The organism is Anabaena sphaerica FACHB-251, assembly GCF_014696825.1.
In the GTDB taxonomy this organism is placed as follows: domain Bacteria; phylum Cyanobacteriota; class Cyanobacteriia; order Cyanobacteriales; family Nostocaceae; genus RDYJ01.
The window spans coordinates 1-26,988 of sequence record NZ_JACJQU010000016.1 but is presented as its reverse complement, the minus strand read 5'-3'; the positions used below and the strand labels follow the sequence as shown (position 1 = coordinate 26,988).

At 39.4% G+C, this 26,988-nt stretch carries 24 protein-coding genes and 1 pseudogene; 14 read left to right on the top strand and 11 right to left on the bottom strand.

What is annotated here, in order from left to right; all coding sequences use genetic code 11:
• Positions 1-4: 4 nt before the first annotated feature.
• The 5 genes from H6G06_RS20690 (at position 5) to H6G06_RS20670 (ending at position 5,934) form a co-directional block, all read left to right on the top strand.
• A complete protein-coding gene (locus tag H6G06_RS20690; RefSeq protein ID WP_338422971.1) occupies positions 5-1,528 on the top strand; it encodes a beta-barrel domain-containing protein in 1,524 nt (507 codons plus the stop codon).
• An 87-nt stretch (positions 1,529-1,615) separates the two neighbouring features.
• On the top strand, positions 1,616-2,443 hold the full coding sequence (gene map / locus H6G06_RS20685; RefSeq protein WP_190563707.1) for a type I methionyl aminopeptidase: 828 nt from the start codon (positions 1,616-1,618) through the stop codon (positions 2,441-2,443).
• Between the two features lie 173 nt (positions 2,444-2,616).
• Positions 2,617-3,504: an XDD3 family exosortase-dependent surface protein gene (locus tag H6G06_RS20680; RefSeq protein ID WP_190563550.1), complete on the top strand. Its 888-nt coding sequence runs from the start codon at positions 2,617-2,619 to the stop codon at positions 3,502-3,504.
• 334 nt (positions 3,505-3,838) lie between these two features.
• A complete protein-coding gene (locus H6G06_RS20675) occupies positions 3,839-5,236 on the top strand; it encodes an amidase (RefSeq protein WP_190563548.1) in 1,398 nt (465 codons plus the stop codon).
• The gene (locus H6G06_RS20670; protein WP_190563545.1) at positions 5,236-5,934 is read left to right on the top strand and encodes a Crp/Fnr family transcriptional regulator; all 699 of its coding nucleotides are present in this window, start codon (positions 5,236-5,238) and stop codon (positions 5,932-5,934) included. The genes H6G06_RS20675 and H6G06_RS20670 overlap by 1 nt, the downstream gene beginning before the upstream one ends.
• Before the next feature lie 371 nt (positions 5,935-6,305).
• On the opposite strand, the gene H6G06_RS20665 is transcribed toward H6G06_RS20670, so the two are convergent.
• Genes H6G06_RS20665 through H6G06_RS20655 form a run of 3 tightly spaced genes read right to left on the bottom strand, consistent with a single transcriptional unit; the run spans position 6,306 to position 7,959 of the window.
• Positions 6,306-6,797: a hypothetical protein gene (locus H6G06_RS20665; protein WP_190563544.1), complete on the bottom strand. Its 492-nt coding sequence runs from the start codon at positions 6,795-6,797 to the stop codon at positions 6,306-6,308.
• A gap of 21 nt (positions 6,798-6,818) precedes the next feature.
• Positions 6,819-7,145: a cupin domain-containing protein gene (locus tag H6G06_RS20660; protein WP_190563542.1), complete on the bottom strand. Its 327-nt coding sequence runs from the start codon at positions 7,143-7,145 to the stop codon at positions 6,819-6,821.
• 37 nt (positions 7,146-7,182) lie between these two features.
• Positions 7,183-7,959 (bottom strand): SAM-dependent methyltransferase, encoded by a 777-nt coding sequence (locus tag H6G06_RS20655; protein WP_190563540.1) that lies wholly within the window; start codon positions 7,957-7,959, stop codon positions 7,183-7,185.
• Between the two features lie 417 nt (positions 7,960-8,376).
• Here H6G06_RS20655 and ispG point away from each other — a divergent pair, with 417 nt between their 5' ends.
• From ispG to H6G06_RS28055, 4 genes and pseudogenes are all read left to right on the top strand, one after another.
• Positions 8,377-9,600, top strand: a complete 1,224-nt coding sequence (ispG, locus tag H6G06_RS20650; protein ID WP_190563705.1) for a (E)-4-hydroxy-3-methylbut-2-enyl-diphosphate synthase — start codon at positions 8,377-8,379, stop codon at positions 9,598-9,600.
• Between the two features lie 171 nt (positions 9,601-9,771).
• On the top strand, positions 9,772-11,055 hold the full coding sequence (gene ctpC, locus H6G06_RS20645) for a carboxyl-terminal processing protease CtpC (RefSeq protein WP_190563538.1): 1,284 nt from the start codon (positions 9,772-9,774) through the stop codon (positions 11,053-11,055).
• A gap of 199 nt (positions 11,056-11,254) precedes the next feature.
• Positions 11,255-11,509 (top strand): annotated as a pseudogene (locus H6G06_RS20640) (DUF4277 domain-containing protein); the annotation flags it as partial.
• A 5-nt stretch (positions 11,510-11,514) separates the two neighbouring features.
• Positions 11,515-11,685, top strand: coding sequence for a hypothetical protein (locus tag H6G06_RS28055; protein WP_190563537.1), 171 nt, complete (start codon positions 11,515-11,517; stop codon positions 11,683-11,685).
• Positions 11,686-11,848: 163 nt separating this feature from the next.
• On the opposite strand, the gene H6G06_RS20630 is transcribed toward H6G06_RS28055, so the two are convergent.
• Entirely contained in the window at positions 11,849-13,246 is a 1,398-nt protein-coding gene (locus tag H6G06_RS20630) for an amidohydrolase (protein WP_190563535.1), read from the bottom strand.
• Positions 13,247-13,328: 82 nt separating this feature from the next.
• Here H6G06_RS20630 and H6G06_RS20625 point away from each other — a divergent pair, with 82 nt between their 5' ends.
• Together H6G06_RS20625 and H6G06_RS20620 are read left to right on the top strand one after the other, a co-directional pair.
• Positions 13,329-14,108: a cysteine hydrolase family protein gene (locus H6G06_RS20625; RefSeq protein WP_190563533.1), complete on the top strand. Its 780-nt coding sequence runs from the start codon at positions 13,329-13,331 to the stop codon at positions 14,106-14,108.
• A 43-nt stretch (positions 14,109-14,151) separates the two neighbouring features.
• Complete coding sequence (locus H6G06_RS20620) at positions 14,152-14,607, top strand: cupin domain-containing protein (RefSeq protein WP_190563531.1); 456 nt, start codon at positions 14,152-14,154, stop codon at positions 14,605-14,607.
• Positions 14,608-14,754: 147 nt separating this feature from the next.
• Here H6G06_RS20620 and H6G06_RS20615 read toward each other — a convergent pair whose 3' ends face one another.
• The 3 genes from H6G06_RS20615 to H6G06_RS20605 form a co-directional block, all read right to left on the bottom strand.
• The gene (locus tag H6G06_RS20615; protein ID WP_190563529.1) at positions 14,755-15,078 is read right to left on the bottom strand and encodes a transposase family protein; all 324 of its coding nucleotides are present in this window, start codon (positions 15,076-15,078) and stop codon (positions 14,755-14,757) included.
• Positions 15,079-15,199: 121 nt separating this feature from the next.
• The gene (locus H6G06_RS20610) at positions 15,200-16,027 is read right to left on the bottom strand and encodes an SDR family oxidoreductase (RefSeq protein WP_190563527.1); all 828 of its coding nucleotides are present in this window, start codon (positions 16,025-16,027) and stop codon (positions 15,200-15,202) included.
• A gap of 148 nt (positions 16,028-16,175) precedes the next feature.
• A complete protein-coding gene (locus H6G06_RS20605) occupies positions 16,176-16,616 on the bottom strand; it encodes a hypothetical protein (RefSeq protein WP_190563525.1) in 441 nt (146 codons plus the stop codon).
• A gap of 304 nt (positions 16,617-16,920) precedes the next feature.
• On the opposite strand from H6G06_RS20605, the gene H6G06_RS20600 reads away from it, so the two are divergent.
• Positions 16,921-17,352: an NUDIX hydrolase gene (locus H6G06_RS20600; protein ID WP_190563523.1), complete on the top strand. Its 432-nt coding sequence runs from the start codon at positions 16,921-16,923 to the stop codon at positions 17,350-17,352.
• A gap of 192 nt (positions 17,353-17,544) precedes the next feature.
• Here H6G06_RS20600 and H6G06_RS20595 read toward each other — a convergent pair whose 3' ends face one another.
• Positions 17,545-20,694: a DUF4114 domain-containing protein gene (locus tag H6G06_RS20595; protein WP_190563521.1), complete on the bottom strand. Its 3,150-nt coding sequence runs from the start codon at positions 20,692-20,694 to the stop codon at positions 17,545-17,547.
• 769 nt (positions 20,695-21,463) lie between these two features.
• On the opposite strand from H6G06_RS20595, the gene H6G06_RS20590 reads away from it, so the two are divergent.
• Positions 21,464-22,237, top strand: coding sequence for a hypothetical protein (locus H6G06_RS20590; RefSeq protein ID WP_190563519.1), 774 nt, complete (start codon positions 21,464-21,466; stop codon positions 22,235-22,237).
• A gap of 311 nt (positions 22,238-22,548) precedes the next feature.
• Here the strand turns inward: H6G06_RS20590 and H6G06_RS20585 are convergent, their stop codons facing one another.
• The gene (locus H6G06_RS20585; protein WP_190563517.1) at positions 22,549-23,862 is read right to left on the bottom strand and encodes a hypothetical protein; all 1,314 of its coding nucleotides are present in this window, start codon (positions 23,860-23,862) and stop codon (positions 22,549-22,551) included.
• Positions 23,863-24,815: 953 nt separating this feature from the next.
• Between H6G06_RS20585 and fmt the strand changes: the two genes are divergently transcribed.
• Entirely contained in the window at positions 24,816-25,814 is a 999-nt protein-coding gene (gene fmt, locus H6G06_RS20580) for a methionyl-tRNA formyltransferase (protein WP_190563515.1), read from the top strand.
• On the opposite strand, the gene H6G06_RS20575 is transcribed toward fmt, so the two are convergent.
• Together H6G06_RS20575 and H6G06_RS20570 are read right to left on the bottom strand one after the other, a co-directional pair.
• A complete protein-coding gene (locus H6G06_RS20575) occupies positions 25,811-26,212 on the bottom strand; it encodes a DUF6464 family protein (protein WP_190563513.1) in 402 nt (133 codons plus the stop codon). The two genes, fmt and H6G06_RS20575, sit on opposite strands and share 4 nt — an antisense overlap.
• Positions 26,213-26,639: 427 nt before the next feature.
• The coding region (locus tag H6G06_RS20570) for an RNA-guided endonuclease InsQ/TnpB family protein (RefSeq protein ID WP_242039799.1) at positions 26,640-26,988 on the bottom strand (349 nt) is incomplete at its 5' end.

The following is a 26,988-nucleotide window of genomic DNA, read 5'->3' as shown; positions in this document are numbered from 1 at the left end:
AACTGTGTCTGAAACAAAAATTGAAGCTGGAAGTAATTACGAATTTCTTACACCTGCTAGTCCTAATGAATTTTTACCACCTATTAGTCGTTGGACTACTTTTGGTGGGTTAGCATTGTTATCAATTTTTAGTGCAGCTATGATAATTTCAGGAATTTTGAAATACAAAGTTATTATCAAAGCTCCTGCTACAGTGCGTCCTATGGGAGAATTACGTTTAGTACAAGCAATAACAGAAGGTACTATTAAAAGTATGAATGTAAAAAATAATCAAGTAGTAAAAAAAGGTGATGTTCTGGCGAAAATTGATGATTATCGTTGGCAAATTCAAAAGCAACAACTGTTAACAAATATCCAAAAAACGAAACTGCAATTATCCCAAATTGATGCTCAAATTCGAGCTTTGGATGGACAAATACAAGCAGAGAGCGATCGCAACCAACGTGATATCATTGCCTCTAAAGCAGAACTCAGCCGCAGTCAAAGAGATTTTCAAGATCAAAAAATTAGTTCTCTTGCTCAAGTTCAGGAAGGTGAAGCTAATTCACAACAAGCCGAAAAAGAACTGCAAATAACCAAAATTAAGTTAAAATCAGCTATAGCTAACGTCAAATCCGGCGAGGCGGCTTTTAAAGCAGCTAAGGCAAGGCGCGACAGGTATAAACCCTTAGCTGAAACAGGTTCTATTTCTATAGACCAACTGCAAGAAGCACAGTTAGCAGTTGAACAACAAGAACAATTATTGGTATCACAACAAGCTACTGTAGAAGAATACCGTGAAGCAATTGCACAACAACAACAAGCTGTAGAAGCTGCCAAAGCTAGACAGCAAGCATTATTAACGGGACTCAACCCCAACAATGCTAATGTGATTATTGCCCAGGAAAAAATTGCCGCCCAAATTGCTACAGGTAAATTTAGTCTCGCTCATTTAAACCGAGAACGAGAAGAATTAATCCAGCAAAAATTAGAGATCCAAAAACAAATTAACACCAGTTTACAAGAACTTCAGCAAGTAAATCAAGAAATTGCCAATACCGTCATTAAAGCTGCTGTTTCTGGTACTATTCAAGAACTTAATTTGCGTAACACTGCTCAGGTTTTGCGTTCTGGTGATATTGTCGCCCAAATTGCCCCCAGTGAATCCCCTTTAATTTTCAAAGCTTGGGTGACATCGGCAGATATTCCCCAGGTCACAAAAGGTCAGGATGTAAAACTCCGTGTTTCTGGTTGTTCCTATACAGATTTTGGCACTCTCAAAGGAGAAGTAAGCGAGATTTCTCCTGATGTCATCAGCTACACTTCCCAACAAAAAACGTTACCAGGAAAAACTTCCTTTTCTGGGTCTGCTACCTATGAGGTAACTATACAACCCGAAAGCTTAGTCTTATCTGCTGCTAATCATCAATGTACTATCCAATCCGGTATGGAAGCTATAGCAGATATAATTTCTACGGAAGAAACTGTATTAAAATTCCTCCTGAAAAAAGCACGACTGCTTACAGATTTCTCTAACAGGGCAAAATAAGTTAACGTGAATATAGATAATTTTCTCAATAAATCCCAACAACTGGAAACCTAAGCCGTAAAGCCCCAGTAATTACTAAATTTCATGATGAACATTTTCAGTAACTTGCTTTCTCAACCAGCCCAGCCAAAACCAGCACCAAAACAACGCCGGGGCATTGAAATTAAATCTCCCCGCGAAATTGAAATTATGCGGCAATCGGCTAAGATTGTAGCAACTGTTCTCAAAGAAATTTCTGAGCTAGTAGAGCCAGGAATGACTACAGCTGATTTGGATGCTCACGCAGAAAAACGCATCCGGGAAATGGGTGCAACACCTAGCTTTAAAGGATATCACGGCTTTCCGGCTTCAATTTGTTCTAGTATTAATAATGAAGTTGTACATGGCATTCCTAGTCCGAAAAAGGTGATTCGGGCAGGAGATGTATTAAAAGTTGATACAGGAGCTTATTACCAGGGATTTCACGGAGATTCGTGTATTACAATTGCTGTGGGTGAAGTGACTCCAGAAGCTGCTAGATTGATTCGTGTAGCGGAAGAAGCTTTATTTAAAGGTATTGAACAGGTAAAAGCTGGTGTCCACCTAGTAGATATTGCTGGTGCGATTGAAGACCATGTAAAAATTAATAAATTTAGTGTGGTTGAACAATTTACAGGTCATGGTGTAGGTAGAAATTTACACGAAGAACCAGCGGTATTTAATTACCGGACTCGTGATATTCCCAATGTGAAATTGCGTGCCGGTATGACTTTAGCGATTGAACCAATTTTGAATGCTGGTTCTAAAAATACCAGGATTTTAGCTGATAGATGGACTGCCGTGACAGTTGATAATGCTTTGTCTGCTCAATTTGAGCATACGGTCTTAGTAACAGATAGCGGTTATGAGATTTTGACTGATAGATCGGACATTTAACCCAAATTAATAGAAATTTGGTGCAGAACCCCGACTTTTTCCAGAAGTTGGGGTTCTTGTTTTTTAACCTCTATTCAAATTTGAAGTTTTGTAAAATTAACCACAAAAATATAGCTATAAAGTTATCTTGTTCTGTTAATAAATTTACCCATTAACAGGGGATAAAAATTTTTATGCTGTGCCAAAAAGCTACTAAATTGCTGTTAGGCTTACTTGCGACTAGTTTTGGCTTAATATCTACTTCTGTGCAACCTGCTCATGCTAGTAGTTTGTTAGGTGAATGGTATTACACCATTGATTCTTTTAATGATGGTTTGTCACCGAGTGTTGGTATTAGTGACTCACCTTACGAAATTTATGGCATGGCAATGAAGGAAACTGCTAACGAGATCACCTTTGCAATTAATACCAATTTACCTGCTGGAGGAATTAGCAATATTTATGCTCAGGATTTTCATGTCGCTTGGGGCGATTTATTGCTAAATTTCACGGGAAAATCTCTAGATGTTGCTAATGCTGCTAGTGAATTATTCGGTGTACATTGGGCAGTAAATGAATCAGGTGTACCGGAGTTAGGAGTTTATCAGAATGTCACAGCCAAAGCTATTGCTCAAGAGAATGGTTTGCTGTTACAGGATGCGAGTTTAAGGGGTTATAACAACAGGGTAATTAGTAAAGGAGGAAACCCTTTTCATGGTGATTTAGGGATGATAAATCCTTATTTCAATGAAAATCATCACGTTCAAAATGTGATTGCTACGGGGACAAAGATTGGGGATGTGAATGTATTAAATGATGTTAGCAATTTGGGACTAAATTTTGCTCATTTTGGCGCTACAGGTACTCAAACCTTAGCTTTCAGTTTTTCCAGGAAGTTATTACCTGATGGTAGTTTCATAGTTCACTTGTCACCAGAATGTGATAATGATTTAATTGCTATGGTAGGCAATCTGAAAACTAATTATCAGCCTCCTCAATCAGTGCCAGAACCTTCCACACTTTTACCGCTTGGTGTGATGGCTGTGCTATTTGTGGCATCCCGTCAGCAACGTCGCAGCTAATTTGGGTTGAGAATTGCGATCGCGCGGATCGCAGTGCTGATAGCATGGCTTGGTGTAAGCCGTAAGTGAAATCACACTCCTTAACAAAGCGATCGCATTTTGATTTATATTTTTGGAGGATACAAATTTGGATCACAGCCAGGGTTTGAGCAAGTTTGTGTCTCTAGACATACGCATCTGAAAATGATAGCTTGCTAAAAAGTAGAAGTAATATCAAGAGTCTAAATTAATAATTGTGAAATATACAAAAACTCTAACTCCTGATAGATGTATAAAACTTCGATACAACAAGACTTTTAACCCTATTCCCTATTCCCTGTTCCCTGCGATAACAATGAATGAAACTGATTTAGCTTTTACCCCAGCTTTAGAGTTAGCGCAATTAATCCGTCGTCGGGAAGTGTCACCTCTAGAATTGGTAGAAATATATTTAGAAAGAATTTCCCGCTTAAATCCCCAACTGGGAAGTTATTTTACAGTTACAGCAGATTTAGCTGTTGCTGATGCTAAAGCCAAAACAGAACTGCTCACAACCACCTCAGAACTACCGCCATTTTTTGGTGTACCGATTTCTATTAAAGATTTAAATGCCGTAGCAGGTGTTACCTGCACTTACGGAAATCCGGCTTTAGTAAATAATATCGCTAACTATGATGATGGCGTAGTTATCAAAATTAAACAAGCCGGTTTTACGATTCTTGGCAAAACTGCAACTTCCGAATTAGGTTCTTGTCCTTACAGCGAACCTGCGGGATTTCCACCAGCTAGAAACCCTTGGAACTTAGAATATACCCCCGGTGGTTCCAGCGGTGGTGCAGCCTCATCCGTAGCAGCGGGATTGAGTGCGATCGCTCAAGGTTCCGATGGTGGTGGTTCCATTCGGGGACCTGCGGCTTGTTGTGGTGTAGTGGGAATCAAACCAGCGCGGGGAAGAGTCACAAAAGCACCTGTTGGCGATAGATTGGGAGGGATAGCTGTTAGTGGACCAATCGCCAGAACTGTAGCAGATGCAGCAGCAATGTTAGATGTTATATCTGGCTATTTTTCCGGTGATCCTTATTGGTTAAGCGATCCACAACCTTCCTTTCTCGCTGCAACTCAAGTAAAAACCTCTAGCTTAAAAATAGCTTTTAGTACCAACATTCATCCCTTGGGATCAGCAGACGAGAATTGTAAACAAGGAGTTTTACAAACAGTTCAACTTCTAGAACAATTGGGACATCAAGTAGAAGAAAAATGCCCTGATTTCAGCGGTTTAGTAGAACCATTTCAAATTGTTTGGCAAACGGGAGTAGCAGCCGCAGGAATACCCCCAGAAGCCTTACAGCCCTTGAATCGCTGGTTATTTGCTAGAACTGGTTCTGCGGCTGAATATTTGCAAGCATTGGCACAAATGCAAATAGCATCACGGCAAATTGTCGCCTTTTTTGATCAGATAGATGTGTTAGTGCTACCCGTTTATTTGCATTCACCAATTCGCGTGGATGAATGGGCAGATTTGAGTCCTGAAGAGACATTCCAGAATATTATTAACTGGGTTGCCCCTTGTCCTGTAGCAAATGCTACTGGATTACCTGCGATCGCCATTCCTGTAGGTTTTGATAGTAACGGCTTACCCATGAGTGTGCAGTTAGTTGGGAAACCTGCCGCTGAATCTACCATTATCAGCCTCGCAGCGCAATTAGAAGCAGCTAATCCTTGGATTCATTATCGTCCCGCATTTGCCCTATAATGCAGGCTTCCTTAGCACAAATTACCCAAATTAAAGTGTTTGCAGATTTAGAAACCACAGATAAACTAAATCTGCAACCTTATACTGTGTTGAAAAGTTATGGAAAAGGGGAGATAATTTTTCATGAAAGTGATTCTTTACCCGCTAAATTGTATGCTGTTGCCAGTGGAATAATTAAAGTTAGTAAAACAGCAACCACAGGTAAAGAAACAATACTTCGCAACTTAGGAACTGGAGAAATTTTCGCCGCACCTGCATTATTAGGTAATGGTATTTCTCCAGCCACAGTCACCGCTGAAACTGATTGTGAAATTCTCACCGTAGAACGGGATGCTTTATTAACAGCGATTCAAAAAAAGCCTGATATTGCTTTGCGAATGTTAGGAGTTTTCAATAACCGAATTCAGCAATTACATCAAACAGTTCATGGTTTAGTTTCGGAAAGGGCAATTATTCGACTTGCGAGATTAATTCAATATTTTGCTACTACATCGGGAACAGAAACAACAGCAAAAGGTGAACGTTTAAAAGAAAGCTTATCATATTATCGCATGGCGCGGAGTATTGGCATTACCTATGAAGAATGTGTGCGGTTAATTAAAAGTATGAAATCAGTAATTGACTATCATCGAGGTGGAGAAATCACAATAATTGATATTCATAAATTAGACGATATTGCCGATGGAAAAATTGAGTAAAATTGGTATTATATAGCCCTTTCAAAGTGGGTAAATGTTAGATAAAACATCCCTCTTTCTTTCACCTCATACCTCTGCGTTTTCTGCGCCTCTGCGGTTAGAGGATGTTTTTAAAGTTTTTTATGTATAAATTAACCCCTCTCCAAACCTCTCCCCTGCAAGGGAAGAGGCTTTAAAATCCCCATTCCCTTGTAGGGAAGGGGGGTAGGGGGGTTAGGTTTCTGGCAATTGCTGGTTTCATACAATACTTTTCAAACAACCTCTTAGATAAATGACTTTTCAACCACAGAGATACAAATCGCCTAGAGAGGAAAGAAAAGATTTTTCGAGTCACCTTAAAAGGGCTGGGTGGACATTTTCCACCAAAACAATTAACACACCTTAGCAAGTTTTTCTTGTTCACGGGCATCAACAACTAAAACTAAACAAAGTGCTGCAACCGCCTTTTCCCATTCCTGACGAACTTTAATATCTTCCACACCATCAAATAAACCCACCAAACGAGGAACAGCTTGTTCTAAAGCTGCGTGTGGAACTGGACGATGTAACTCAACGAGGTGATTTAAACTTTCTTGATTATGGAGAAAGTTGATTACCCATTTTGTTGTATGATCTGGACTATCAGGAACACGCTTCACTCCTAATTCATTTTTTAGCCAATTATAAAAAGGTGGTAAATTTTCAGCTAATACTTGTCCTGCGGTTGGTAAAGTTTCTCGCAGCAAGTTAATATCTAAACTGTTTAATTCTTGTTTTAATGCCGTTGAATTAAGCACCTCATTTAAAGGTGTGGAAAGTATTGATTCTATTTCTGATTGAGAAAAATCTAAATTTTCGGTAAAGGTAGAAATTAGTGATGACATTTTGCCAATCTCCCAAAATAATTAATTAATATCTGCTGATTTTTCAGAAAGTGTGAGCAGAAATGATAGATTAGATTCAGCCTGTAAAGCATGAGGGGCATTAGCAGGCATAAAAATAAAAACTCCAGGTTCTAATTTAATTTCTTCCCCTGATAAAGTTAGTAAACCTCTACCTTCCAAGACATTGACAGTAGCATTGCGTGTAGAGGTATGTTCAGATATTTCGGTGTTAGCTGCTAAACAAAAGAGGGTATATTGACAAGCTGTATCTTTTGCCAGCACTTTGCTGAAAACTCCCGCACGGGGATATTCAATTTGTTCTTGTAGTTGAGTGACAGTAGAACTCATAGCAATCTCATAATAAAGTTTGTCAAGAATCAAAATATTATTCAACAACAGCACAGATAATGATGTAGCCTAGTTCTTGCTCATATTTATGGAAAATATGACGCATTTCTAAAATGCGTTGGCGAATAGCAGGCTGTGTTAAGATATTCCAGAAAATCCGCATGGTGTTGAAAATGCCTTCATCTTGCAACATTCGCCACAGATTAAGTAAATTCATAGCATCAGTTTCATGTTTCTGTACTTGTAATCCTGCTTGTGTAAAAGCCTGAATCCAGTTACTTGCTGAAAGAGGTGTAGAATTAACTCGAATTACCTTGGCTAACTCTGCACTAATTTCTGTTTCTTTCTCATTAGCTAATAATTCATGGGAGAGAAATTTACCTCCCGGTTTCAGTTTGTTGTCAATTTCTGTTAACAGCTTGGCTTTCCCTGGTGGAGATTGCATGGTCAGAATTGCTTCAGCTAAAACATAATCAAACTTTCCTGGTATTTTATCCAGTTGGAAAATATCACCTTCAATAATTTCAATTTCATTTTCTAAGCCAGCAAAGCGGACATTAACACGCGCACTAGCGACACTTACGGGATTTTTTTCTATTCCGACTACCTTTACATGGTAGCGTTGAACCAGAGAAATGGCACTATAACCAAAGCTAGAAGCTAATTCTAAAACTCTGTCACCTGGTTGAAAATTCGCCCATTGGCATAATTTTTCTGTAGCTATGCGTCCACCAGGACGTAGATATTTTTTACCTGCTGCTGCTAAAACTTGGTGTCCCGAAGCGGTTGAGAAATTAAGGATAGTGTTGGTCATTTGTCTGACCTCTGAATCTGTTCTATCCCCAATCTGCCAAAATTTTATCCTGCTGTCTTTGAGGTAGCTCAAAGAAGAGAAATTCACTAGATTGAAAAGTTTTTGTGGAAGAATAGGTGTGGGGAAGGAATGAAGAGGAGTCAGAATGCCTGTTCGTCGTAGACGTGCCGTAATAGTCAGGGGTAACAACCGCGCGAAAATTTTTTCTTTTCTCCACGGATAAATCCAGGGGCTTTAAACCTCGATTCATCCACCAGTAGCACCGGAGTCATTCTGACTCCTGGCTCCTGACTCCTGAATTCTTCTTCGGTAAATTTTCCAATCCATCACCCAAAAATGCCTCAACTGTGGCAATCTGAGAATCAGAAGCTTTTCCGATCTGATATTTTAGCTACAGAAAATCTACCTGTTGAGGTTATGCAAACTCTGCCGACTCTTGAAACTACTAACACCACTAGTCAACCTGTCTTTGACACCACCATCAAACGCCGCAAAACCCGTCCTGTCAAGGTGGGAGATGTGACCATTGGGGGAGGATACCCTGTGGTGGTACAATCAATGATTAATGAAGATACCCTAGACATTGATGGTTCTGTAGCGGGTATTCGTCGTCTCCATGAAATAGGCTGCGAAATTGTCCGCGTTACAGTTCCCAGTCTAGGACACGCCAAAGCATTGGCAGAAATTAAACAAAAATTAATCAAAACATACCGTGATGTTCCCATTGTCGCCGATGTCCATCACAACGGCATGAAAATTGCCCTGGAAGTTGCTAAACACATTGAAAAAGTGCGTATCAATCCAGGGTTGTATGTGTTTGAAAAACCAAATACCAGCCGCACCGAATACACAAAAGCTGAATTTGACGAAATTGGCGAAAAAATCCGCGAAACCTTAGCACCATTGGTCATTTCCTTGCGTGATCAAGGTAAAGCCATGCGTATCGGTGTAAATCATGGTTCCTTAGCTGAAAGAATGCTATTTACCTACGGTGACACTCCAGAAGGGATGGTAGAATCTGCCTTAGAATTCATCCGCATTTGTGAATCTTTGGATTTTCGTAACATCGTCATTTCCATGAAAGCCTCACGAGTTCCCGTGATGGTTGCTGCTTATCGCTTGATGGCCAAACGCATGGATGATTTGGGGATGGACTATCCTTTACATCTGGGTGTAACAGAAGCCGGTGATGGGGAATATGGCAGAATTAAATCTACAGCTGGCATTGCCACATTATTAGCTGATGGTTTGGGTGATACCATCCGTGTGTCTTTGACAGAAGCACCAGAAAAAGAAATTCCCGTTTGTTACAGCATTCTGCAAGCTTTAGGTTTGCGGAAAACAATGGTCGAGTATGTCGCTTGTCCTTCTTGCGGAAGAACTTTGTTTAACTTAGAAGAAGTGCTGCACACAGTTCGGGAAGCCACCAAACACCTAACAGGGTTAGATATTGCCGTGATGGGTTGTATTGTTAATGGACCTGGAGAAATGGCAGACGCTGACTATGGTTATGTTGGCAAAACACCCGGTTACATTTCTTTATATCGTGGCAGGGAAGAAATTAAAAAAGTTCCCGAAAATCAAGGTGTAGAGGAGTTGATTAATCTGATTAAAGCTGATGGACGTTGGGTAGACCCTTAAATGAGGTGACAGGGAACAGGTGACAGGTGACAGGGAAGAAAAACTTTATGAGAAAAATGCAGAAAACCCAATCACCAATCCCCAGTCCCCAGTCCCCAATCCCCAATCCCCAATTCCTGTGTTAGATTGGGCATACTGACTATAAATTTTCCCTCTGACACAGCTGTCATTATGGTGATTACAAAAAGTAGACTTGTTTTAGGTGCTACAGCAGTGACGCTTTCTACAATTGCGGTTACTAGTCTTGGCATTCACTCCCGTGGTCAGGCTTTATTTAAAGCAAGTCCCAAAGAGTTGATAGATGAAGTTTGGCAAATTGTTCACCGCCAATATGTAGATGGTACTTTTAATCAAGTCGATTGGCAGGCTGTTCGTAAACAATATTTAAGCAAGTCCTACAGTAATCAACAGGAAGCTTATAAGTCCATCCGGGAAATGCTGAAAAAGCTAGAAGACCCTTACACCCGGTTTATGGACCCAGAGGAATTCAAGAATATGCAGGTTGATACCTCTGGAGAACTCACAGGTATTGGTATTACTATCAGTCAGGATGAAAAAACTAAGCAATTGGTTGTGATTTCCCCGATTGAGGATACACCTGCCTTTAAGATGGGAATTCTGGCTAAGGATGTCATCCTGGAAATTGATGGCAAAAGCACTGAAGGCATGGACACTAACCAAGCTGTGTCTTTAATTCGGGGTGAAGCGGGAAGCAACGTGAAGCTGAAAATCCTGCGGAATGGTCAGAAAAAACAATTTGACATCACACGGGCGCGGATTGAAATTCATCCGGTTAAGTTTTCTGAAAAGCAAACTCCAGCAGGTAAAATTGGTTACATTCGCCTGAATCAGTTCAGTGCTAATGCTGGCAAGGAAATGAAAGACGCTATTAATAAGTTAGAGGGTAAAAACGTATCTGCTTACGTTTTGGATTTGCGGGGTAATCCTGGTGGTTTATTATTCTCCAGTGTGGACATTGCCCGGATGTGGTTGGATAAAGGAACCATAGTTTCTACTATCAACCGTCAAGGTGAGCAAGAGCGGGAAATAGCCAGAGGACGTGCTTTGACAACTAAACCGTTGGCGGTGTTAGTGGATAAGGGTTCAGCTAGTGCCAGTGAAATTCTCTCAGGCGCTTTGCAGGATAATAAACGTGGGGTAATAGTTGGTACGCAAACTTTTGGTAAGGGTTTAGTACAATCTGTGCGTCCTTTGGAAGATGGTTCAGGGTTAGCAGTAACTATTGCTAAATATCATACCCCTAGCGGTAAAGATATTAATAAGCATGGCATTGATCCAGATGTAAAAGTGGATTTGACTGATGCCCAAAGACAAGATTTATGGCTAAAAGAACGGGAGAAACTAGCTACTTTAGAAGACCCTCAATTTGCTAAAGCTATTGAGATTTTAGGTAAACAAGCTGCTCAAAATACTACGACAACGAATAATAATTAAATCCAAAATCTAAAATCCAAACTCTAAAATTACATGGGTTGGCATTTTCCAGCCCTGATTAATCCCACATTCTGCAGATATTGAAGCAGATTAAATAATTAGAAATTGTAAAAATATAAAGCCTGAAATGGTTGGCTGGTAATCATTTCAGACTATTTATTGTAAAATAATAAGTGCGAAATAGAGAAAGAGAAAAAACATGAAAGAGTCTCAAGTTGCCATACAAATCCTAAATATAGACCATTTAGGAATAGTAGCGGGAATAATAGATGAGATGGAATTGGTAGAAGAAGTGAATAAAATAGTGGGAATAAAAACAAAAGAAATTCTCACACCAGGACAAGTAATGAAAGCAATGATATTGAATGGATTAGGGTTTTTAAGCGCCCCATTATACCTATTTGACGAATATTTTGTAGGAAAAGCAACAGAACATCTAATAGGAGACGGAGTATTACCATGTTAGTCTATAACCTGGCACAAAGAAAGTTAAGGCAAGAACTAGCTAAATTTGATGATGGGATTAGAAATCAAGTTAAGAAAATCACAAATAAACTGCTATTCGATAGGATAAAGAATGGAGTTTGGTTGATTGCAGTTCATCGTGATGCAGAGTCGAGAAATTACTGATGCACTAACTGCTGATATCCATTTTCATCAGGCAGGGTTTCGAGCATTATTAAGACCCTTTACATCCATCAACCTAATAAATCAATTGAAAAGTATTTTATCTTCACCTACCTTGCGGGACGGGCAAGATGCCTGTCCTAATGGTACAAATTCAATACACAACCTACAAACCCATCACTTGACGATAATGAGACTCGATTTGCGCTACAGTTGGCGATTTACCCCTTGTTTCCCACTGACTGCGGTTAAATAATTCTTGGCGTAATTCATCAACATTAATAGTGGTAACTTTCCCATCAGCGATAATTTGTTTACCATTGACCCAAGCACTATTAACAACATTCACAGGACGACCTAAAACCAATAAACCAATGGGATCTGTACGAGGAAGCAAAGATAAACTAGTTAAATCATAAAGAACTAAATCTGCTTTTTTTCCCACAGTTAGAGAACCCAGTTTTTCATCTATATTTAATCCTTTTGCACCACCTAAAGCAGCCATTTCTACAGCTTGACGCGGTGTAATCCATAATTGATAATCAAAATCGGTAACATTATGTAAGATAGAACCAATTTTAATCGCTTCTAACAAATCTTGAGAGTCATTACTCGAAGCACCATCACAACCAAAAGTTACATTTACCCCAGCTTGACGATATTTTAAAATCGGTGCAATACCGCTACCTAAACGCAGATTACTTAACGGGTTATGCACAACTGTAGATTGAGTTTCTGCCAGAATTTGAATATCAGCATCAGTTAACCAAACGCAATGGGCTAAACTAGTGCGATCGCTCAAAAAACCAATCCTATTTAAATGTTCAACCGCACTACAACCATATTTTTCTGCTGCTAATTTTTCCTGGGCTTTAGTTTCCAATAAGTGAGAGTGACGACAAAGATTATAACGATTACTCAAATCAATACAACCTGTAAATAAAGCATCAGTACATAACTGTATTCCAGTTGGTGCAACTAAAATATTTATCCCTTCATCTGGACGATGAAACTTAATTACAGCTTCTTCAATAATTGCTAAAGTTTCCGCAGTCGAACGAAAATAAGGTTCATGATTTTGTGTTAATTCCCCCGTAGGCATCCCAGCAGTCAAAGATTCATCTTGAATTAAAGGGGCAATAAAAGCCCTAATTCCTATTTCTTGATAAGCGCGAACTACTGTAGTGATGGTTTCCATCTCCTTACCAGGAATTAACACCAAATGATCTACTACACTCGTTCCCCCAGAAAGTAAAGTTTCTACAGCAGTTCCCAAGGCGCTAAGATAAACTTGTTCTGTATCCAAGGGAGCAAAATCATATAGGTGGGCTAACCACAATTCTAAAGGCAAAGGTGGAATTACTCCCCGTTGCCACTTTTCCGAAGAATGGGTATGGGCATTAAAAAACCCAGGAAGCAGCAGTTTATGTTCACCGTTAATTGCTGTACCAATCACATCTAAATCTTCACCAATAGCAGTAATGATACCATTAACAACCTGAACATCTAAAGTTGTGTAACCATCTGTAACAGCAATTAAAGCTTTCTGAATAGTAAAGTTCATGATTTTAACCTTGATTAAGTAATTGAACAATTAACATCATTTCAAGTTACAAATTAAGCAATGATATTGGGTGTTAGCATTTATGAATCTACCGTTACGAACACTAGGATTTTACCCCAATGCTTGGGGAGTCAATCAGACGTTTGCAGACATTACTCGTCCTCAAAAAACCCCACAACCCGTTATCTTATCAACAGAAACCAAAACCCTGCGCCTTGATTTGGCAAAAACCGCCATTATCATTATTGATATGCAAAACGATTTCTGTCATCCTGATGGTTGGTTAGCGCATATCGGCGTAGATGTCACCCCCGCCCGTCAACCCATTGCACCTTTGCAAAATTTATTACCACAACTGCGGGCTGCTGACGTGCCTATAATTTGGCTCAATTGGGGAAATCGACCGGACTTACTCAATATTAGTGCAGGTTTACTTCATGTCTATAATCCTACAGGTGAAGGTGTAGGATTAGGTGATCCCCTACCTAGCAACGGTGCAGAAGTTCTCATGAAGGATAGTTGGGCGGCTGCTGTAGTAGATGAACTACCACAACTTCCGACAGATATTTGCGTTGATAAATATCGCATGAGTGGGTTTTGGGATACACCTTTAGATAGTATTCTGCGGAACCTGGGAATAACGACAATATTATTTACAGGTGTCAACGCTGATCAATGTGTTTTGACAACTTTGTGTGATGCTAACTTTTTAGGATACGATTGCATTTTAGTCACCGATTGTACAGCCACAACTTCACCAGAATATTGTTGGCAAGCCACTTTGTACAATGTCAAACAATGCTTTGGTTTTGTCACAGATTCTTCGGCAATTATAGCAGGAGTCAGGAGTCAGGAGTTATAAATTTTTTAATTTTTAGCCAATTACCAATTACCAAACCAAATATATGCTTACTACTCGCTGTGTAATTCCAGTTATCAAATCTCCCAAAGATTATCAAGCATACCGCATCAGTCCTCAAGACTCTAATCGGTTAGCAATTATCTTTGATTCGACCTCTGCGAATACTTCTTTAACTTGCTGTGTGGAAATCTTTGATGTGGGTGGACAAACCCCACCAAATCGCCATCAATGGGCAGTAGAAATGTTTTTTATTCTCAAAGGAGAAGGAGTTGCTATCTGTGATGGTAAAAAAGTACCCATTAAAGCAGGAGATAGTTTATTAGTTCCCGCAACAGGCACTCATTTGATTAGAAATACTGGTAATTCTCGTCTTTATGCACTGACGATTATGGTTCCTAATGAAGATTTTTCAGAACTAATTCGTAGTGGTATACCTGTAGAATTAGATGCAGAAGATATGACAGTTTTAGGAAGATTAGATTCTTTGAAATTTGTGTGAAATTGAGCAAAAATATATCTCCCTAAATCCCAGTTAAAAAGGGAGACTTTGAAAAATTTATCCACCCTTATTAAGAAGATTAAGGGAAGATATAATTTGTAACGATATCACAGAAAAATTTAGCCCCCCTTGATCAGCAGGGCTGTTTCATTCCATAAGGAGAAGGAGTTTGTCAATATCATGGGAGAGAAATCTTTGAGCGAATGAAGTGGCCAACTTATCAAAATCTACTCCCATGACTACCCGTCTGATCGTTGAGTATGAGGGAACACCATGTTTTTGGATTTCAAACTTTTTGATCAATACTTGACGATGGCGTTTAACGAAATTCCCCCATGCTCGATACCCGACATATCCACTCATTGTTCCCATTATTACAAACAGCAATACCAGCCAGAGTGGATGTCTTCGACCATTAGTCGTTCTGAAGTCTTCCACTTGCCGCAGATGTTCCATCAGAGAAGCACCCATAATTTTACCCCCTCAACACTTGCTATTTTACCTGTTTTAGGGAATGAAACAGCCCTGCTTGATAAGGGGGGATCTAAATTTGTTAATTTATGATTTAACCAGTATTCTGACTCCTGACTCCTTAAGAATTACTAATCTCCAAAAAAAGCTGCTGCCAATCAATTACAGGGTGTCTTATTCCTTGATTAACTAACTCAAAAACCTGCCCAGCAGAACTTGGATAAAACAAACTTTCCACACAAGCAGCAGCCACATCAATGCGACTAGTATCACCTGAAAGTTTATCCCCTTTACCCAATACTACTCCTAACTTACCTTCCGTTTTTGCTTTGAGTAAAGTATTAAGATCATAGGAAGTGAATGGTCCATCAATCAAGCGTCCAGGACGGATAATTGTATAGGGAATTCCTGAATTAATTATCGCTTCTTCTCCCTGTTGTTTAGCATCTAAGACACCAAAGCGATTGAGAATACTAAAAGGAATTTGATTTTTACGGAGTATACCGCAGGAAGAGACAAAAACGAATCTTTTTAAATTTTTAGGTGCTGCTGCGACTAAGTTTTTAACAGCTTGGGAATCAACTTTGAAGGGAGTATTTTTTGCTTTACCTTCAATTGATTTGGGGTCAAACAAAGCCAGACCCCATTCGATAATGTTGGGAGGTGAATCAAATTCCCATCTAGCAGATGGAAAAGCCGTAGTTCCTGTACAGCATATAATGGAGGTGATATTTAGCATTGCTGCTGGGAGGGTATTTGGTTCGCGGATATCACCAACAACAATTTCTACCTTGTTGCCAAACATCTTTTTAGCTTTTGTTGCATCTCGTGTGAGGATGCGAACTGACAAACCTTTTTCTAATAGTTTGCCGACTACAAGCTGTCCGACACCACCAGTAGCACCAGTAACTAGTACGAAATTTACACTAGAATTTTCTATGTTAGTCATAATTGTTCAATATGAGAAATTTTATAAATCTAATCCGCATCCTATATATAGACATCCTAAATCATTCACAAACACTTTCTATTCCCTATTCCCTGTCCTCATGAGTCAGTTTATAAATCAAAGAGGACTGCTATAATTTTATCGAAATTTAAACATCCATGACAATTTGAGTTTTACGATTGTGTCCATGAATCAATTCGATTTGTTCCCATCCTCCCGGATACCAAGCAGTTGAAGCAGCGTCAGTCAACCATTGCATAACAGCAAGACCACCAAAACTTTGAAAATAACATCCTACAGCAACTATACCAGTTCCACTAATACCTGTTACATCTTTCTTTCTAACTAACTTAAAAGAGTTGAGATCATATCCATCTCGTGAATGATCATCAAATACTAACTGTCTACCCCTTTTGTCTTGCAACTGTTGAAAAGATTTTAAAGATGGGAAAGTAGCATGAGTAGAATTTGGCAAACATCGAGCTATAGCCACTTGTCCATCTGGTAAGATAACTCCTCCAGCTATTATCTGTTGTGATGAGTTTTTTTCAGGTTCAATTAACCAAAATGTTGGGGGTTTGGGTTGCATAACAGAGACTCTTTTATTGCCAATATGGCTTTTTTACTTGGTTAGTTTTGACTAATATATTTGGGTAATAGCCTAAACCTTGTGCTTTAATTACCACATAATCATCCCACGAATTTGGCATAAATGAGGATAAATAATCAAACTTCGTTAAATATTATACGGAATAACCAGTTAAGCCAGTGAAAGATGTAACCAAGGGTATTAATAGATTTATAGTCAACACTGCCAAGATGACTGTAACGATCACCCTATAAGTATCGCAGTAATGACAATATCGAGGTTAATTTATCAGGAATAAACTCCCATGAGAAGAAAAACCAACAAAATATGCAAACAATCAGGAGTAATTCCATATCGTGTCCGAGATGGAAAAGTAGAAGTTTTATTGATCACTACTCGTAAACGTCAAAGCTGGGTAATTCCCAAAGGAGGAGTTTGTAAGGGTATGAGTCCATCAGATTCAGCAGCTAAAGAAGCTTGGGAAGAAGCAGGAGTTGTGGGTCAAGTGAATAGTGAAAAAATAGGTGCTTATAAATATCGTAAACGCGGTAATATTTATCAAGTTCATTTATTTTGGTTGCCAGTGGAAAAAGTGTTAGAAGATTGGCCAGAAGCAACGCAAAGAGAAAGGATATGGTTAGATATTAATCATGCAGCCATGATAGTTAAGGAAAATTCCCTCAGAAGAATTTTGCAGTCTTCAAAAGACCAAGTGAAAATTTACAGCAGCTATTAGCAGTCAGCGGTCAGCAGTCAGCAGTAAAATCTTTTTGCTACATGATGGTTGTGTAATGAAATATTGTACTTTATTTACCAGCAATACACGCTAATACCAATTTACCTTCTTATTCATCATCATGCTGATACTTAATCATGATTATAGAGACGTTTCATGAAACGTCTCTATAAGAGATTTCTAAACTTATTTCTAAACTATGGCTGACAATTTAACTTGGACAACCATATCGTTGTAATCTAAATCTCCACCACCGCTTATATCTTCAAAACCAAAGGTGTTATCTCCCAAAAGTCGAACGTGATCTACACGATCAGAATTAGCACCTAAATATGTAAAGTAAACTGATGGATCATTGTTGGGATTACTATCAAGAACAGCATCGGGTCTACCATTAGCAATAATAAATGGTACGTAGATAGCACCACCTTCTAAAGTACTGCTAAAAGTCGCTGTTTGTCCATTACCAACAGTCAAACCAAAATTGCTTAAATGCTGATTAACCGCAGCTTGAGTATAACCTGCTTGTCCGGGCAAGATATCGGCACTACCATCACCATCAATATCAATTCCACCGGTTTCATCAGTGACTTTATAGAAGCCAACGTAATTATCAAATGCTGCTTCTCGGTAAACTGTAAATTCAGCGTTCACTAAACCAGTTACATTGCGTAAATCAATGTTTTCTCCTTGTGAACTATCTTGTAGATTTGTACCCAGAGATAAGGGTTTATCTGTAGCGTTAATATTTACAACCAAATTCCCCAAATCAACAGAGAACTTATCATCATCTAACGGGGTAATATTGAGGCTTGATAAGCTAGGGAAAATAACATTGGTAAGAGGAGTAAACCCAGCTTTTACAGAATCATTTGTTCCATCCTCCACTATATAGAATCTCAATTTATCATTGGCATTCAATTCTAATAACTTATTGAGATTGTTGATATCAAACTGGTTAGGAATTTTAGCAATAGCAGAGAAAACTACCTTACTTCTTGCCAATGCGGCCTGAGTATATCCATCCTCACCAGGGGCAATGCCATTAATTTTACCATCTGCATCATCAACGGTAAATACTGCTAATTCCTTAACCAAATTAGAATTATTGGCTTGAAGGTTGGCTTCAAATCTGACTTTGCTATTATTGCTGATGATTTGAACAACATCATCACCAATCTTGACTACTTGAGTTTGGGTATTTCCACCAGTTGGAGGTTCTTGGTTTTCGTTGATGTCGTTAACATTAATAGTCAACTCTTTTACAAAAGAGAGTCCACCAGCATCCGTTGTCCTGACACTAATGTTGTAAATTGACTTAGTTTCAAAATCTGGAGATTTTTTGATCTTCAGACTGTTGCCACTAATGATAAAAGCAGCATTATCAGGATAGTTTTCATCATCAACTAAGCTATAGATGTGGGTATCACTTGTGTCTAGATCAGTAGTGATAAATGTGCCAATTTCAGTTTCGTCTGTAATATTCTCATTAACAGTAGTAGCACTTAAGGCTAAATCTGTCGGTGCTGTATTTGTACCTGTATTGCCTCCTGTTTCATCGATGTCATTAACATTAATAGTCAATTCCTTCTGATACGACAGTCCACCTTGGTCTGTAGTTATAACTTGGATGAGATAACTTGACTTGGTTTCAAAGTCTGGAGATTGCTTAATTTTCAGAGTATCACCATCAATAATGAAAGCATCATTATCCGCAGCACCAGCAACTAAGCTATAGGTGAACTTCTGAACTTTTGCGTTGGGGTCAGTGGTAGTAAATTGGCCAATAACTGTTTCGGCTGCAACATTCTCATCAACATTCTCGTTACTAAGTAACAAATCTGTGGGGGTGTTATTGATGCCAAAAATCACGTAGCCTTCCCCAGTTTGGGAGTCAGCAAAAGGGGCGCTAACAATTAGGTCACGGATACCGTCACCGTTTACATCTCCTCCACCGCTGACTGAATGACCTAAGTTATCCCACACAGATTTGCCGTTGATGACAAAGCCGTTAGTGCCATCAATATCGGCAAGATTGATGGAGGACCCAAAGTTGTTCTTACCAAATATTACGTAGCTCTGGCCAGAACTCTCACCATTGGGATCTGCATTGTTGGCGCTGATGATGAAGTCGTCGATACCATCGCCGCTGACATCTCCCACACCAGTAACAGCCCAGCCTGAGTTGTCAGATTCTCCAATGCCTTTGATGGCAAAGCCGTTATTACCATCAAGGGTGGAAAGATCTAAGATGGGTTCAAAGTTACCATCTTTACCAAATACTACATAACTGATTCCAGCAGCATGAGTTACGCCATTGGGATGGGCAAAGGGTGCGCCAATAATTATGTCATCAATACCGTCATTATTAACGTCCCCTGCACTGCTAACGGAGAAGCCTAATTCCTCATCATCTTGACCGTTGATGATAAAGCCGTTGCTGCCGTTAAGACTGGAGAGGTCAAGGGTTGATGAAAATTGTTCTTCGCTGCCAAATACTATGTATGCCCGCCCGGATCTGCTACCATTGGGGTCGGCATAATGTGCGCCAATAATGAGGTCATCAATACCGTCATTATTAACGTCTCCAGCACTGCTGACCGCAAAGCCTAATTCGTCGTTCGCAGTCAGTCCGTTGATGACAAAGGCGTTGCTACCATTCAGACTGGTGAGGTCGAAGTTGGAATTAAAGTTACTCTGACCAAATATTACGTAAGCCTTTCCAGGTTGACCGTTGGGATTGCTGTAGACGTTGGGAGCGGCGATAATTAGATCATCAAAGCCGTCCTTGTTGATATCCCCCGCATTGCTGACTTTATAGCCTAATTCGTCTTCCGCAGCCAGTCCGTTGATAATAAAACCGTTCGTACCATTAAGACTGGAAAGGTTGATAGTAGGGGTGGAACTGAAGCTATTTTTGCCAAATACTATGTATGCAGCCCCAGAACTCTCACCATTTGGGTCAGCAAAGGGTGCGCCGATCACTAGGTCGTCGATACCGTCGCCGTTAATATCTCCTGCTGCACTGACTGAATGGCCTGATCCGTCACCTTCTGTACCACCGATTAGAGTAAAGCCGTTGATCCCATTTAGGGTGGAGATATCTATGGTGGTAGGAAAGCCTTGGTTAGTACCAAATACTACATAGCTGCTTCCTGCATTATTTTCCTCATTGGGATCATCTAGGGGAGCGCCAATAATTATGTCATCGATGCCGTCACCGTTAACGTCTCCAGCGTTGCTAATTGAGTAGCCTAAGTGGTCATCATGAATCGGTCCATTGATGATAGTAAAGCCGTTTGTACCATTAAGTGTGGAGATGTTAAAAACTTGTTCGCTCATAATTCTGTACTATTTTTGGTTCTGCCAATTTTTGATAATTGCCGCTACTGCGATGTAATCTACTCATCCGCTGTGGTAGGGCTTTAGTGCCGCAGTTTGTCAATTTTTACTGTTAATCTGCGTTGCGAAGTTGCTCTGTGCTGTGAGCAGCCAGAGTAGATATAGATTGCAGTGGAGGATAGGAGTTCACCCCGCTGTTAATCTGCGTGACGATGTTGCTCTGTGCTGTAAGTAGCCAGAGTTGATATAGATTGCAGTCTGGGTATGAAGAATTGAGGTTAAATTCTATGCAAATTAAAACCTAGATTCTATTCAGTTACCCTAACCGAAACTGCGTACCAATAAAATCCATGTCTATTCAGACTTGGGGTTTTTCCGATGACACCCGAACGAACTTACCAAACCGAACTTACCAAGATGCTGAAGTTTTTACTGATTTTCAGGGGTTTAATTTTTGATTAATTAAGAAGGTTTTGATTAAACACCCGCAATAATTATAGACTATCTCTTGTGCTATTAATTGTCAAGTCTCCATCAAGTTAAGGCAAGGAATACATAAAACGCTGAGTTGACTTTTTCTGAGTAGGGTTGTTGATTTCCACAAATAGCCGCACTTTATCAAGCTGCTGGTGAAACAATTATGATTAATTTTGACATCTTATCTTTTTTGAAGATGATGTGCTATTAGAAAAACCAGCACAATGATATATGTATCACTGGGAACTTGTGAACATGATAAAGGTAACAGTTTTACTGGAGACAGAGAACAATGTATTTGAACTTTTTTATCAGTTCTATTGTGGGAATTGTAGTCACATTCTTGGTAGCTTTTGGTGTTTTGCAATGGTTCCATATACCCGCAGGTAATGTTCTCGACTGGGTAATTGGTGGTGCTAGTTTTTGGTGGTTATTGGTGATTGTGACAGTTCCGTGGAATGTCCATTTTCAAGCTAAGGAAGTTTTAGCAGAAGCAGCAGAATCTATAGAAAAAAATATTCCTGTAGATGAGAAACAAGTTAAGTATGTGAAAGTTTTAGCCAAGCGATCGCTCTGGTTGGCTATTGGTTTACACTTAGTTTCAGCTATTGCTCTTTATATCCTAGCTGCTACTGGTATTAGTGCTGTGGGATATATCAGTTCTGGCGCAGCTTTGTTATTAACTTTACTCCGTCCTGCTATTAGCGCCTACGAATATTTATATGCTCGGTTAAGAATGATTCGTCAAGCATTTACCTATCCGCGTGAAGATATTTTGGAACTTCGTAACCGATTTTATGAAATAGAGCAAAAAGTCCAATCTTTAGAAGACCAACTTAACCCAGAACAACCATATTCTTTGGCAGCAAATAACCAAAGGTTTAATGAAGAAACTCGTCGAGAATTAGCTCGTATTATTGCTAGTTTAGAAGAATTACGGGCTACAAACCAAGTTGAACATGAGCGACTATCCAGAGAAGCCAGAAATGCCATTGCACAACTTTCTACAGATGGGCAATTTCTGGATCATGTTCGGGAGATTATTAGATTTTTTAAATCAGCCTGAACATATAGCTGAATTCAGCAGTCAGGGGTCAGGAGTAAAAGCATGAGTGTGCCGTAGCTTTGTGAGCAAATTTTGTACCTCATGTACCTGCAATATGCCCTAAATGGTAATAAGTATAGCCATGGACAGGGTGGTTAGGACATCAATTGATAATGAAACTCCCACTACAAAAGGGTTTTACTCTTGACTCCTGACTCCTGCTATAGCTCAACTTTAAAAACATCTTGCTGCGGATAACAAAAAATACCCGTTATCACCTTGGGCAACAACGGGAATTAAAATTAATATTTATTATCCAAAATTTTGATTCACTATCTGGAAGCAACTTGAGGTTCTGCCCAAATCTGTGTATCTCTTTCACCAAAAGTAACAGGCTGATCGCCATCGTTTGTGACATTTACACTTTTGCCATCACTAGCAACTTGTATCAAAGGCCAATTTTCTTCCCCTAGTTCACCTGCACGGAATAGCACATGATCGGGTTGTTTTTTACTCCAACCTAATAATATCGCTATTTTTTCATGCTCATCTTCCCCTTGGGTTGGAGCAACGGTTTTGGTATGATTTTCTTGCCGATCCCAAATTACTGCATGGTCTGTCACATCTGCTGTGTTGAAGATGCCTACAAATTTGCGGGCTAAAAAGCGATCGCCTTTTTGAGACCAGCTAACCGGAACTAAAACCCCTATTTTCCCTTCGGCATCAGTTTGTTGGGCGGGAATTGGCTGATTTAACAGTGGATCAGCAATGGCAGCAGTTTTAGCCATTACCCGTAAACTCTTGGTTTGCCGATCTTCGATAAACAACAAGCTGGTAACTCGGCTGTTGTGCATTTCCGGTTGCACTTCTAGTTGCACTCGGCTATAAACAGCATATCTACCATCGGGAGAAACTACTGGTATACTACGATAGTGTCGCACCCCAGAACCCCCTTGACCACCAATAGCTTCCTGAGTCATCATGATCCATTTCCAAGGAATTGGATGAGGACTACCTATGGGATCATCTGGCACTGCGTCGGACTGATTTTGCTGTTCATCTACAGGTACTTCCGTCATGGAGGAAGGCTGTGATTCTCTAATATTTGATGTTCCTGTCGCTGTTCTTAATATTTCATTTTTCAGACTCTCACTTTCTAAAGAGTTAACTTCACCCCGTAAAGCCTGGACTTTAGCATCCTTTAATTTTTGGATTAAATCAGTTTGACCACCAGGGATCTTTGCTAAATTTCCCTGTTTAACTAGCCCCAAGATATCGCTAACAGGTACATTACTATTTGAGTGCTGATTTTCTTGTCCTGCCCCAGAATCAATTTTATCGGCCAGTAATACTTGCCTTTCTTCACTCACAGACTTGTCTACTGGTACAACATTCCCAAATTTTGCTTCCAAGGATTTGACTTCACCTAGTTTTAAATCATTTTCCCTAGCAATAGCCGTTACTTGGGACGTTGAATCAGATTTGCCAGGACTTGAACTAATTTTTCCTACTTTTAATTGTGATTGTTTCGCTACGCTAGAGTGAATTGATACACCTACTAAGGGAGCAATTAATATAACAACGATAACGTACTTAAGAAATGGTTGTACGCGGAACCATCCTGACAGCAAAAGGGATTTCAGCATGAGTGGACTCTCTAAGGGGCGGTGGCTATGTGAGGAGCAATGTCTATGCAGGAAGAGGAAAAGCTATGATTATATGTATAACAACAAACTAGAAGCTCTAACGAGATCATCTCGCCAAATTTTGCATCACTTTACAAAAATTTTCCAATCATTGTTCACACCTTTACATTCTTTAAATTACTTGGTTGTTCAGGCCAATTTAATTACAGTGAATATTGCTGTTGATCATTCCAGTCATCTACGTGTAAATGGATGCCTAAATTATGCCCATACTTAGGTAGGACCAAATATAGGTAACTTGAGAAAGGATATAAACTACGCTCTTAGGTGACTAAAGCTAGTGCCTCAATTTATGTATTCTGATAAAAATGTTTTAGCAAAAACTAAACCATTTAACTCAGTTTTCCCTTTGTATAATCTGGTATAACAGCGCCAACCCCGATAAAACTAAAGAGTATCTGTCTGAAAGTGATTTATTCCTTTAAAAATCTACCACGGTCTGAGCAACATCCATAAAACCTCACCGTCATTTATCCAAATTCATAAATTGCAAATTTGCTCTCAAACCAATAAAATATATATTGCGATCGCGCAGATGCAAGAAAGCTGAATTTGGTCAATTATCAAATAAATTGGGTGAGTAGATGCTGAATTTTCCAGCCATGAGACAAAACGAAATATCTATACCTGCAAACAGCAGATACAATCACTGATTGATATTAGCTGATCTGCTTGCCAAGGCATTGTATTTTATTAAGGAACTTTTTGTTGCACCGATAATAAATACTTTACCACTAAATAGCTAAAATTTAATGTCGTCAAAGCAAAATTGCTTTGCATCTTTTTCCTTGTTATTGTCATTTAGTCAGTTGCGGGCTGTCAGTTGTCAGTGATTCGTGACGCACTTAATATTGACTAGTAACTCATAACTAATAACCAGTAACTAATCACTAATGAAAGTAGTATTTTTTGGGACTCCCCAGTTTGCCGCTCCTACTCTAGAAAAATTACTGTATCATCCTGATTTTGAGGTTTTAGCAGTTGTCACCCAACCGGATAAACGCAGAGAACGCGGGAATAAACTGACTCCTTCACCTGTCAAAACAGTTGCTAATGCTCACAACCTCCCAGTATGGCAACCTGAGAGAGTTAAAAAAGATGCTGAAACTTTAATCCAATTACAACAATTAGATGCGGATGTGTTTGTAGTGGTTGCTTATGGACAAATTTTGTCTAAGAAAATCTTAAAGATGCCAAAGTTAGCTTGCATCAACGTACATGGATCGATTTTACCTCAGTATCGAGGGGCTGCTCCCATTCAGTGGTGTCTATATAACGGGGAGAAAGAAACCGGAATCACAACTATGTTAATGGATGTGGGGATGGATACAGGAGATATGCTCCTAAAAGCCACCACACCCATTAAATTACTGGATAATGCCCAAATTTTAGCCGACCAGCTGGCTGTCATAGGTGCAGATTTATTGGTGGAAACTTTGCTAAAGTTGGAACTTCAGGAAATTCAACCTATTCCCCAAGATAATTCTTTAGCCACTTATGCGTCTTTGATTCAAAAGGATGATTATAATTTGGATTGGTCAAAAAGTGCTATTGAATTACACAATCAAATTAGAGGCTTTTATCCTAACTGCATCACTACCTTTCGCAATCAACAGCTGAAAATTACTGCTACTGTTCCCTTAGATGCTGCTTATATTCAAGAATTACCGGAACAATTACAAGATAAAATACACAAAATACCTGATTTGTCAACTGTATCTGCCCAACCTGGAGAAGTAGTAAGCATTGCCAAGGGAATAGGAGCAATTGTACAAACTGGGGAAGGTTTTTTGTGGTTGAGAGAAGTTCAGCTAACTGGTAAACGTCCCCAGTCAGGATGGGATTTTGTTAATGGTACTCATTTAACAGTAGGAGAGGTAATTGGTCATTAGTCATTTGTTATTCTCCCCCTGTTCCCTGTTCCCTGTTCCCTGTTCCCTGAATTTTCATAAAAACGGCAAGAATTACAAGGTCCTTCTGGGTTAACTGCACAGCGAATGATTTCTGAATTAGCATTGTAGTCACAACTAGCATCACCAATTACCCAACGTCCAGCTACTAAAGTTTTTTCTGATGGTCGTTTAGCTTTTTGAACATAAATAGCAATATTATGTAAGCGGTAGCGTCCTGCTTTCAATTGATACCTATGACGGCGCTCTAATACTGCATAGGTTTTGCCTTCAAAATCAAGATAGTTTCCCGGTTGGGGTGTCCAATCAAGTTGTAATCTACCAAGAGACTGACGCGGATTTGTCAAAATTACCTCAGTTGGTAAAGAGTCTGGCTCCATAATCAGTGTATGTTATGTGATTTACATTATTAAAAATAGTATCGCAATAGATAAACTATTGCTAAAGCTATATATAAACCTCGTCCAAGTTGAGAACTGGAGTTTGTCAAAAGGGAACAGGGAACAGGGAACAGGGAAGAGTGTAGGATTTAGGAACAAAACCCGATTAAGAAAAAACTATGGGTTTCAAAGTAGAGGTGGTATAAGTCTATTGGAGTTAAGAATTTATCCGTGAGGAAAGGGAACCGAAAATGGGGAACAGGGAACAAGGAATAGTGATATTTATTCTGCCGATCCAAAAAAGCTAACTAATGCTAACAAGAGCCAGCTTTTTCTTCCTGCTTCATCCTAGAAGTGTCGGCACTATCTAGTCCACAGGCTAACACGATCAATCTGACCGCTTCTTTTTTTAAATTAATCGCAGCGTTTAAATCTCTGTCACACTCAAAACCACAGCTAATGGCTTACGCCACGCTGCGCGAACACATTTAAACACTCTTTGAGATAATGACAGAGATGATTTCTTCTCTCCACAACTTGAGCAAGTCTTACTACTGGGATAAAATCTATCCACAATTACTAACTTACTGCCATATAGTTGTGTTTTATATTCTAGCTGCCTCCTAAATTCATAAAAGCCCATAGCGGCTATAGCTTTTGATAATTTCCCATTACCTAACATCCCGGATACATTCAAATCCTCTATCCCTATAACCGCGTGGTTTTTGCTAATATAAGTCGTGATTTTGTGTAATGTATCTTTTCTGATGTTGGCT

Excerpts from the sequence above, each read along its gene's own strand:
- map (WP_190563707.1), top strand. The coding sequence starts at position 1,616 with ATGAACATTTTCAGTAACTTGCTTTCTCAACCAGCCCAGCCAAAACCA.
- H6G06_RS20680 (WP_190563550.1), top strand. The coding sequence starts at position 2,617 with ATGCTGTGCCAAAAAGCTACTAAATTGCTGTTAGGCTTACTTGCGACT.
- H6G06_RS20675 (WP_190563548.1), top strand. The coding sequence starts at position 3,839 with ATGAATGAAACTGATTTAGCTTTTACCCCAGCTTTAGAGTTAGCGCAA.
- H6G06_RS20670 (WP_190563545.1), top strand. The coding sequence starts at position 5,236 with ATGCAGGCTTCCTTAGCACAAATTACCCAAATTAAAGTGTTTGCAGAT.
- H6G06_RS20665 (WP_190563544.1), bottom strand. The coding sequence starts at position 6,797 with ATGTCATCACTAATTTCTACCTTTACCGAAAATTTAGATTTTTCTCAA.
- H6G06_RS20660 (WP_190563542.1), bottom strand. The coding sequence starts at position 7,145 with ATGAGTTCTACTGTCACTCAACTACAAGAACAAATTGAATATCCCCGT.
- H6G06_RS20655 (WP_190563540.1), bottom strand. The coding sequence starts at position 7,959 with ATGACCAACACTATCCTTAATTTCTCAACCGCTTCGGGACACCAAGTT.
- ispG (WP_190563705.1), top strand. The coding sequence starts at position 8,377 with ATGCAAACTCTGCCGACTCTTGAAACTACTAACACCACTAGTCAACCT.
- ctpC (WP_190563538.1), top strand. The coding sequence starts at position 9,772 with ATGGTGATTACAAAAAGTAGACTTGTTTTAGGTGCTACAGCAGTGACG.
- H6G06_RS28055 (WP_190563537.1), top strand. The coding sequence starts at position 11,515 with ATGTTAGTCTATAACCTGGCACAAAGAAAGTTAAGGCAAGAACTAGCT.
- H6G06_RS20630 (WP_190563535.1), bottom strand. The coding sequence starts at position 13,246 with ATGAACTTTACTATTCAGAAAGCTTTAATTGCTGTTACAGATGGTTAC.
- H6G06_RS20625 (WP_190563533.1), top strand. The coding sequence starts at position 13,329 with ATGAATCTACCGTTACGAACACTAGGATTTTACCCCAATGCTTGGGGA.
- H6G06_RS20620 (WP_190563531.1), top strand. The coding sequence starts at position 14,152 with ATGCTTACTACTCGCTGTGTAATTCCAGTTATCAAATCTCCCAAAGAT.
- H6G06_RS20615 (WP_190563529.1), bottom strand. The coding sequence starts at position 15,078 with ATGGGTGCTTCTCTGATGGAACATCTGCGGCAAGTGGAAGACTTCAGA.
- H6G06_RS20610 (WP_190563527.1), bottom strand. The coding sequence starts at position 16,027 with ATGACTAACATAGAAAATTCTAGTGTAAATTTCGTACTAGTTACTGGT.
- H6G06_RS20605 (WP_190563525.1), bottom strand. The coding sequence starts at position 16,616 with ATGCAACCCAAACCCCCAACATTTTGGTTAATTGAACCTGAAAAAAAC.
- H6G06_RS20600 (WP_190563523.1), top strand. The coding sequence starts at position 16,921 with ATGAGAAGAAAAACCAACAAAATATGCAAACAATCAGGAGTAATTCCA.
- H6G06_RS20595 (WP_190563521.1), bottom strand. The coding sequence starts at position 20,694 with ATGAGCGAACAAGTTTTTAACATCTCCACACTTAATGGTACAAACGGC.
- H6G06_RS20590 (WP_190563519.1), top strand. The coding sequence starts at position 21,464 with ATGTATTTGAACTTTTTTATCAGTTCTATTGTGGGAATTGTAGTCACA.
- H6G06_RS20585 (WP_190563517.1), bottom strand. The coding sequence starts at position 23,862 with ATGCTGAAATCCCTTTTGCTGTCAGGATGGTTCCGCGTACAACCATTT.
- fmt (WP_190563515.1), top strand. The coding sequence starts at position 24,816 with ATGAAAGTAGTATTTTTTGGGACTCCCCAGTTTGCCGCTCCTACTCTA.
- H6G06_RS20575 (WP_190563513.1), bottom strand. The coding sequence starts at position 26,212 with ATGGAGCCAGACTCTTTACCAACTGAGGTAATTTTGACAAATCCGCGT.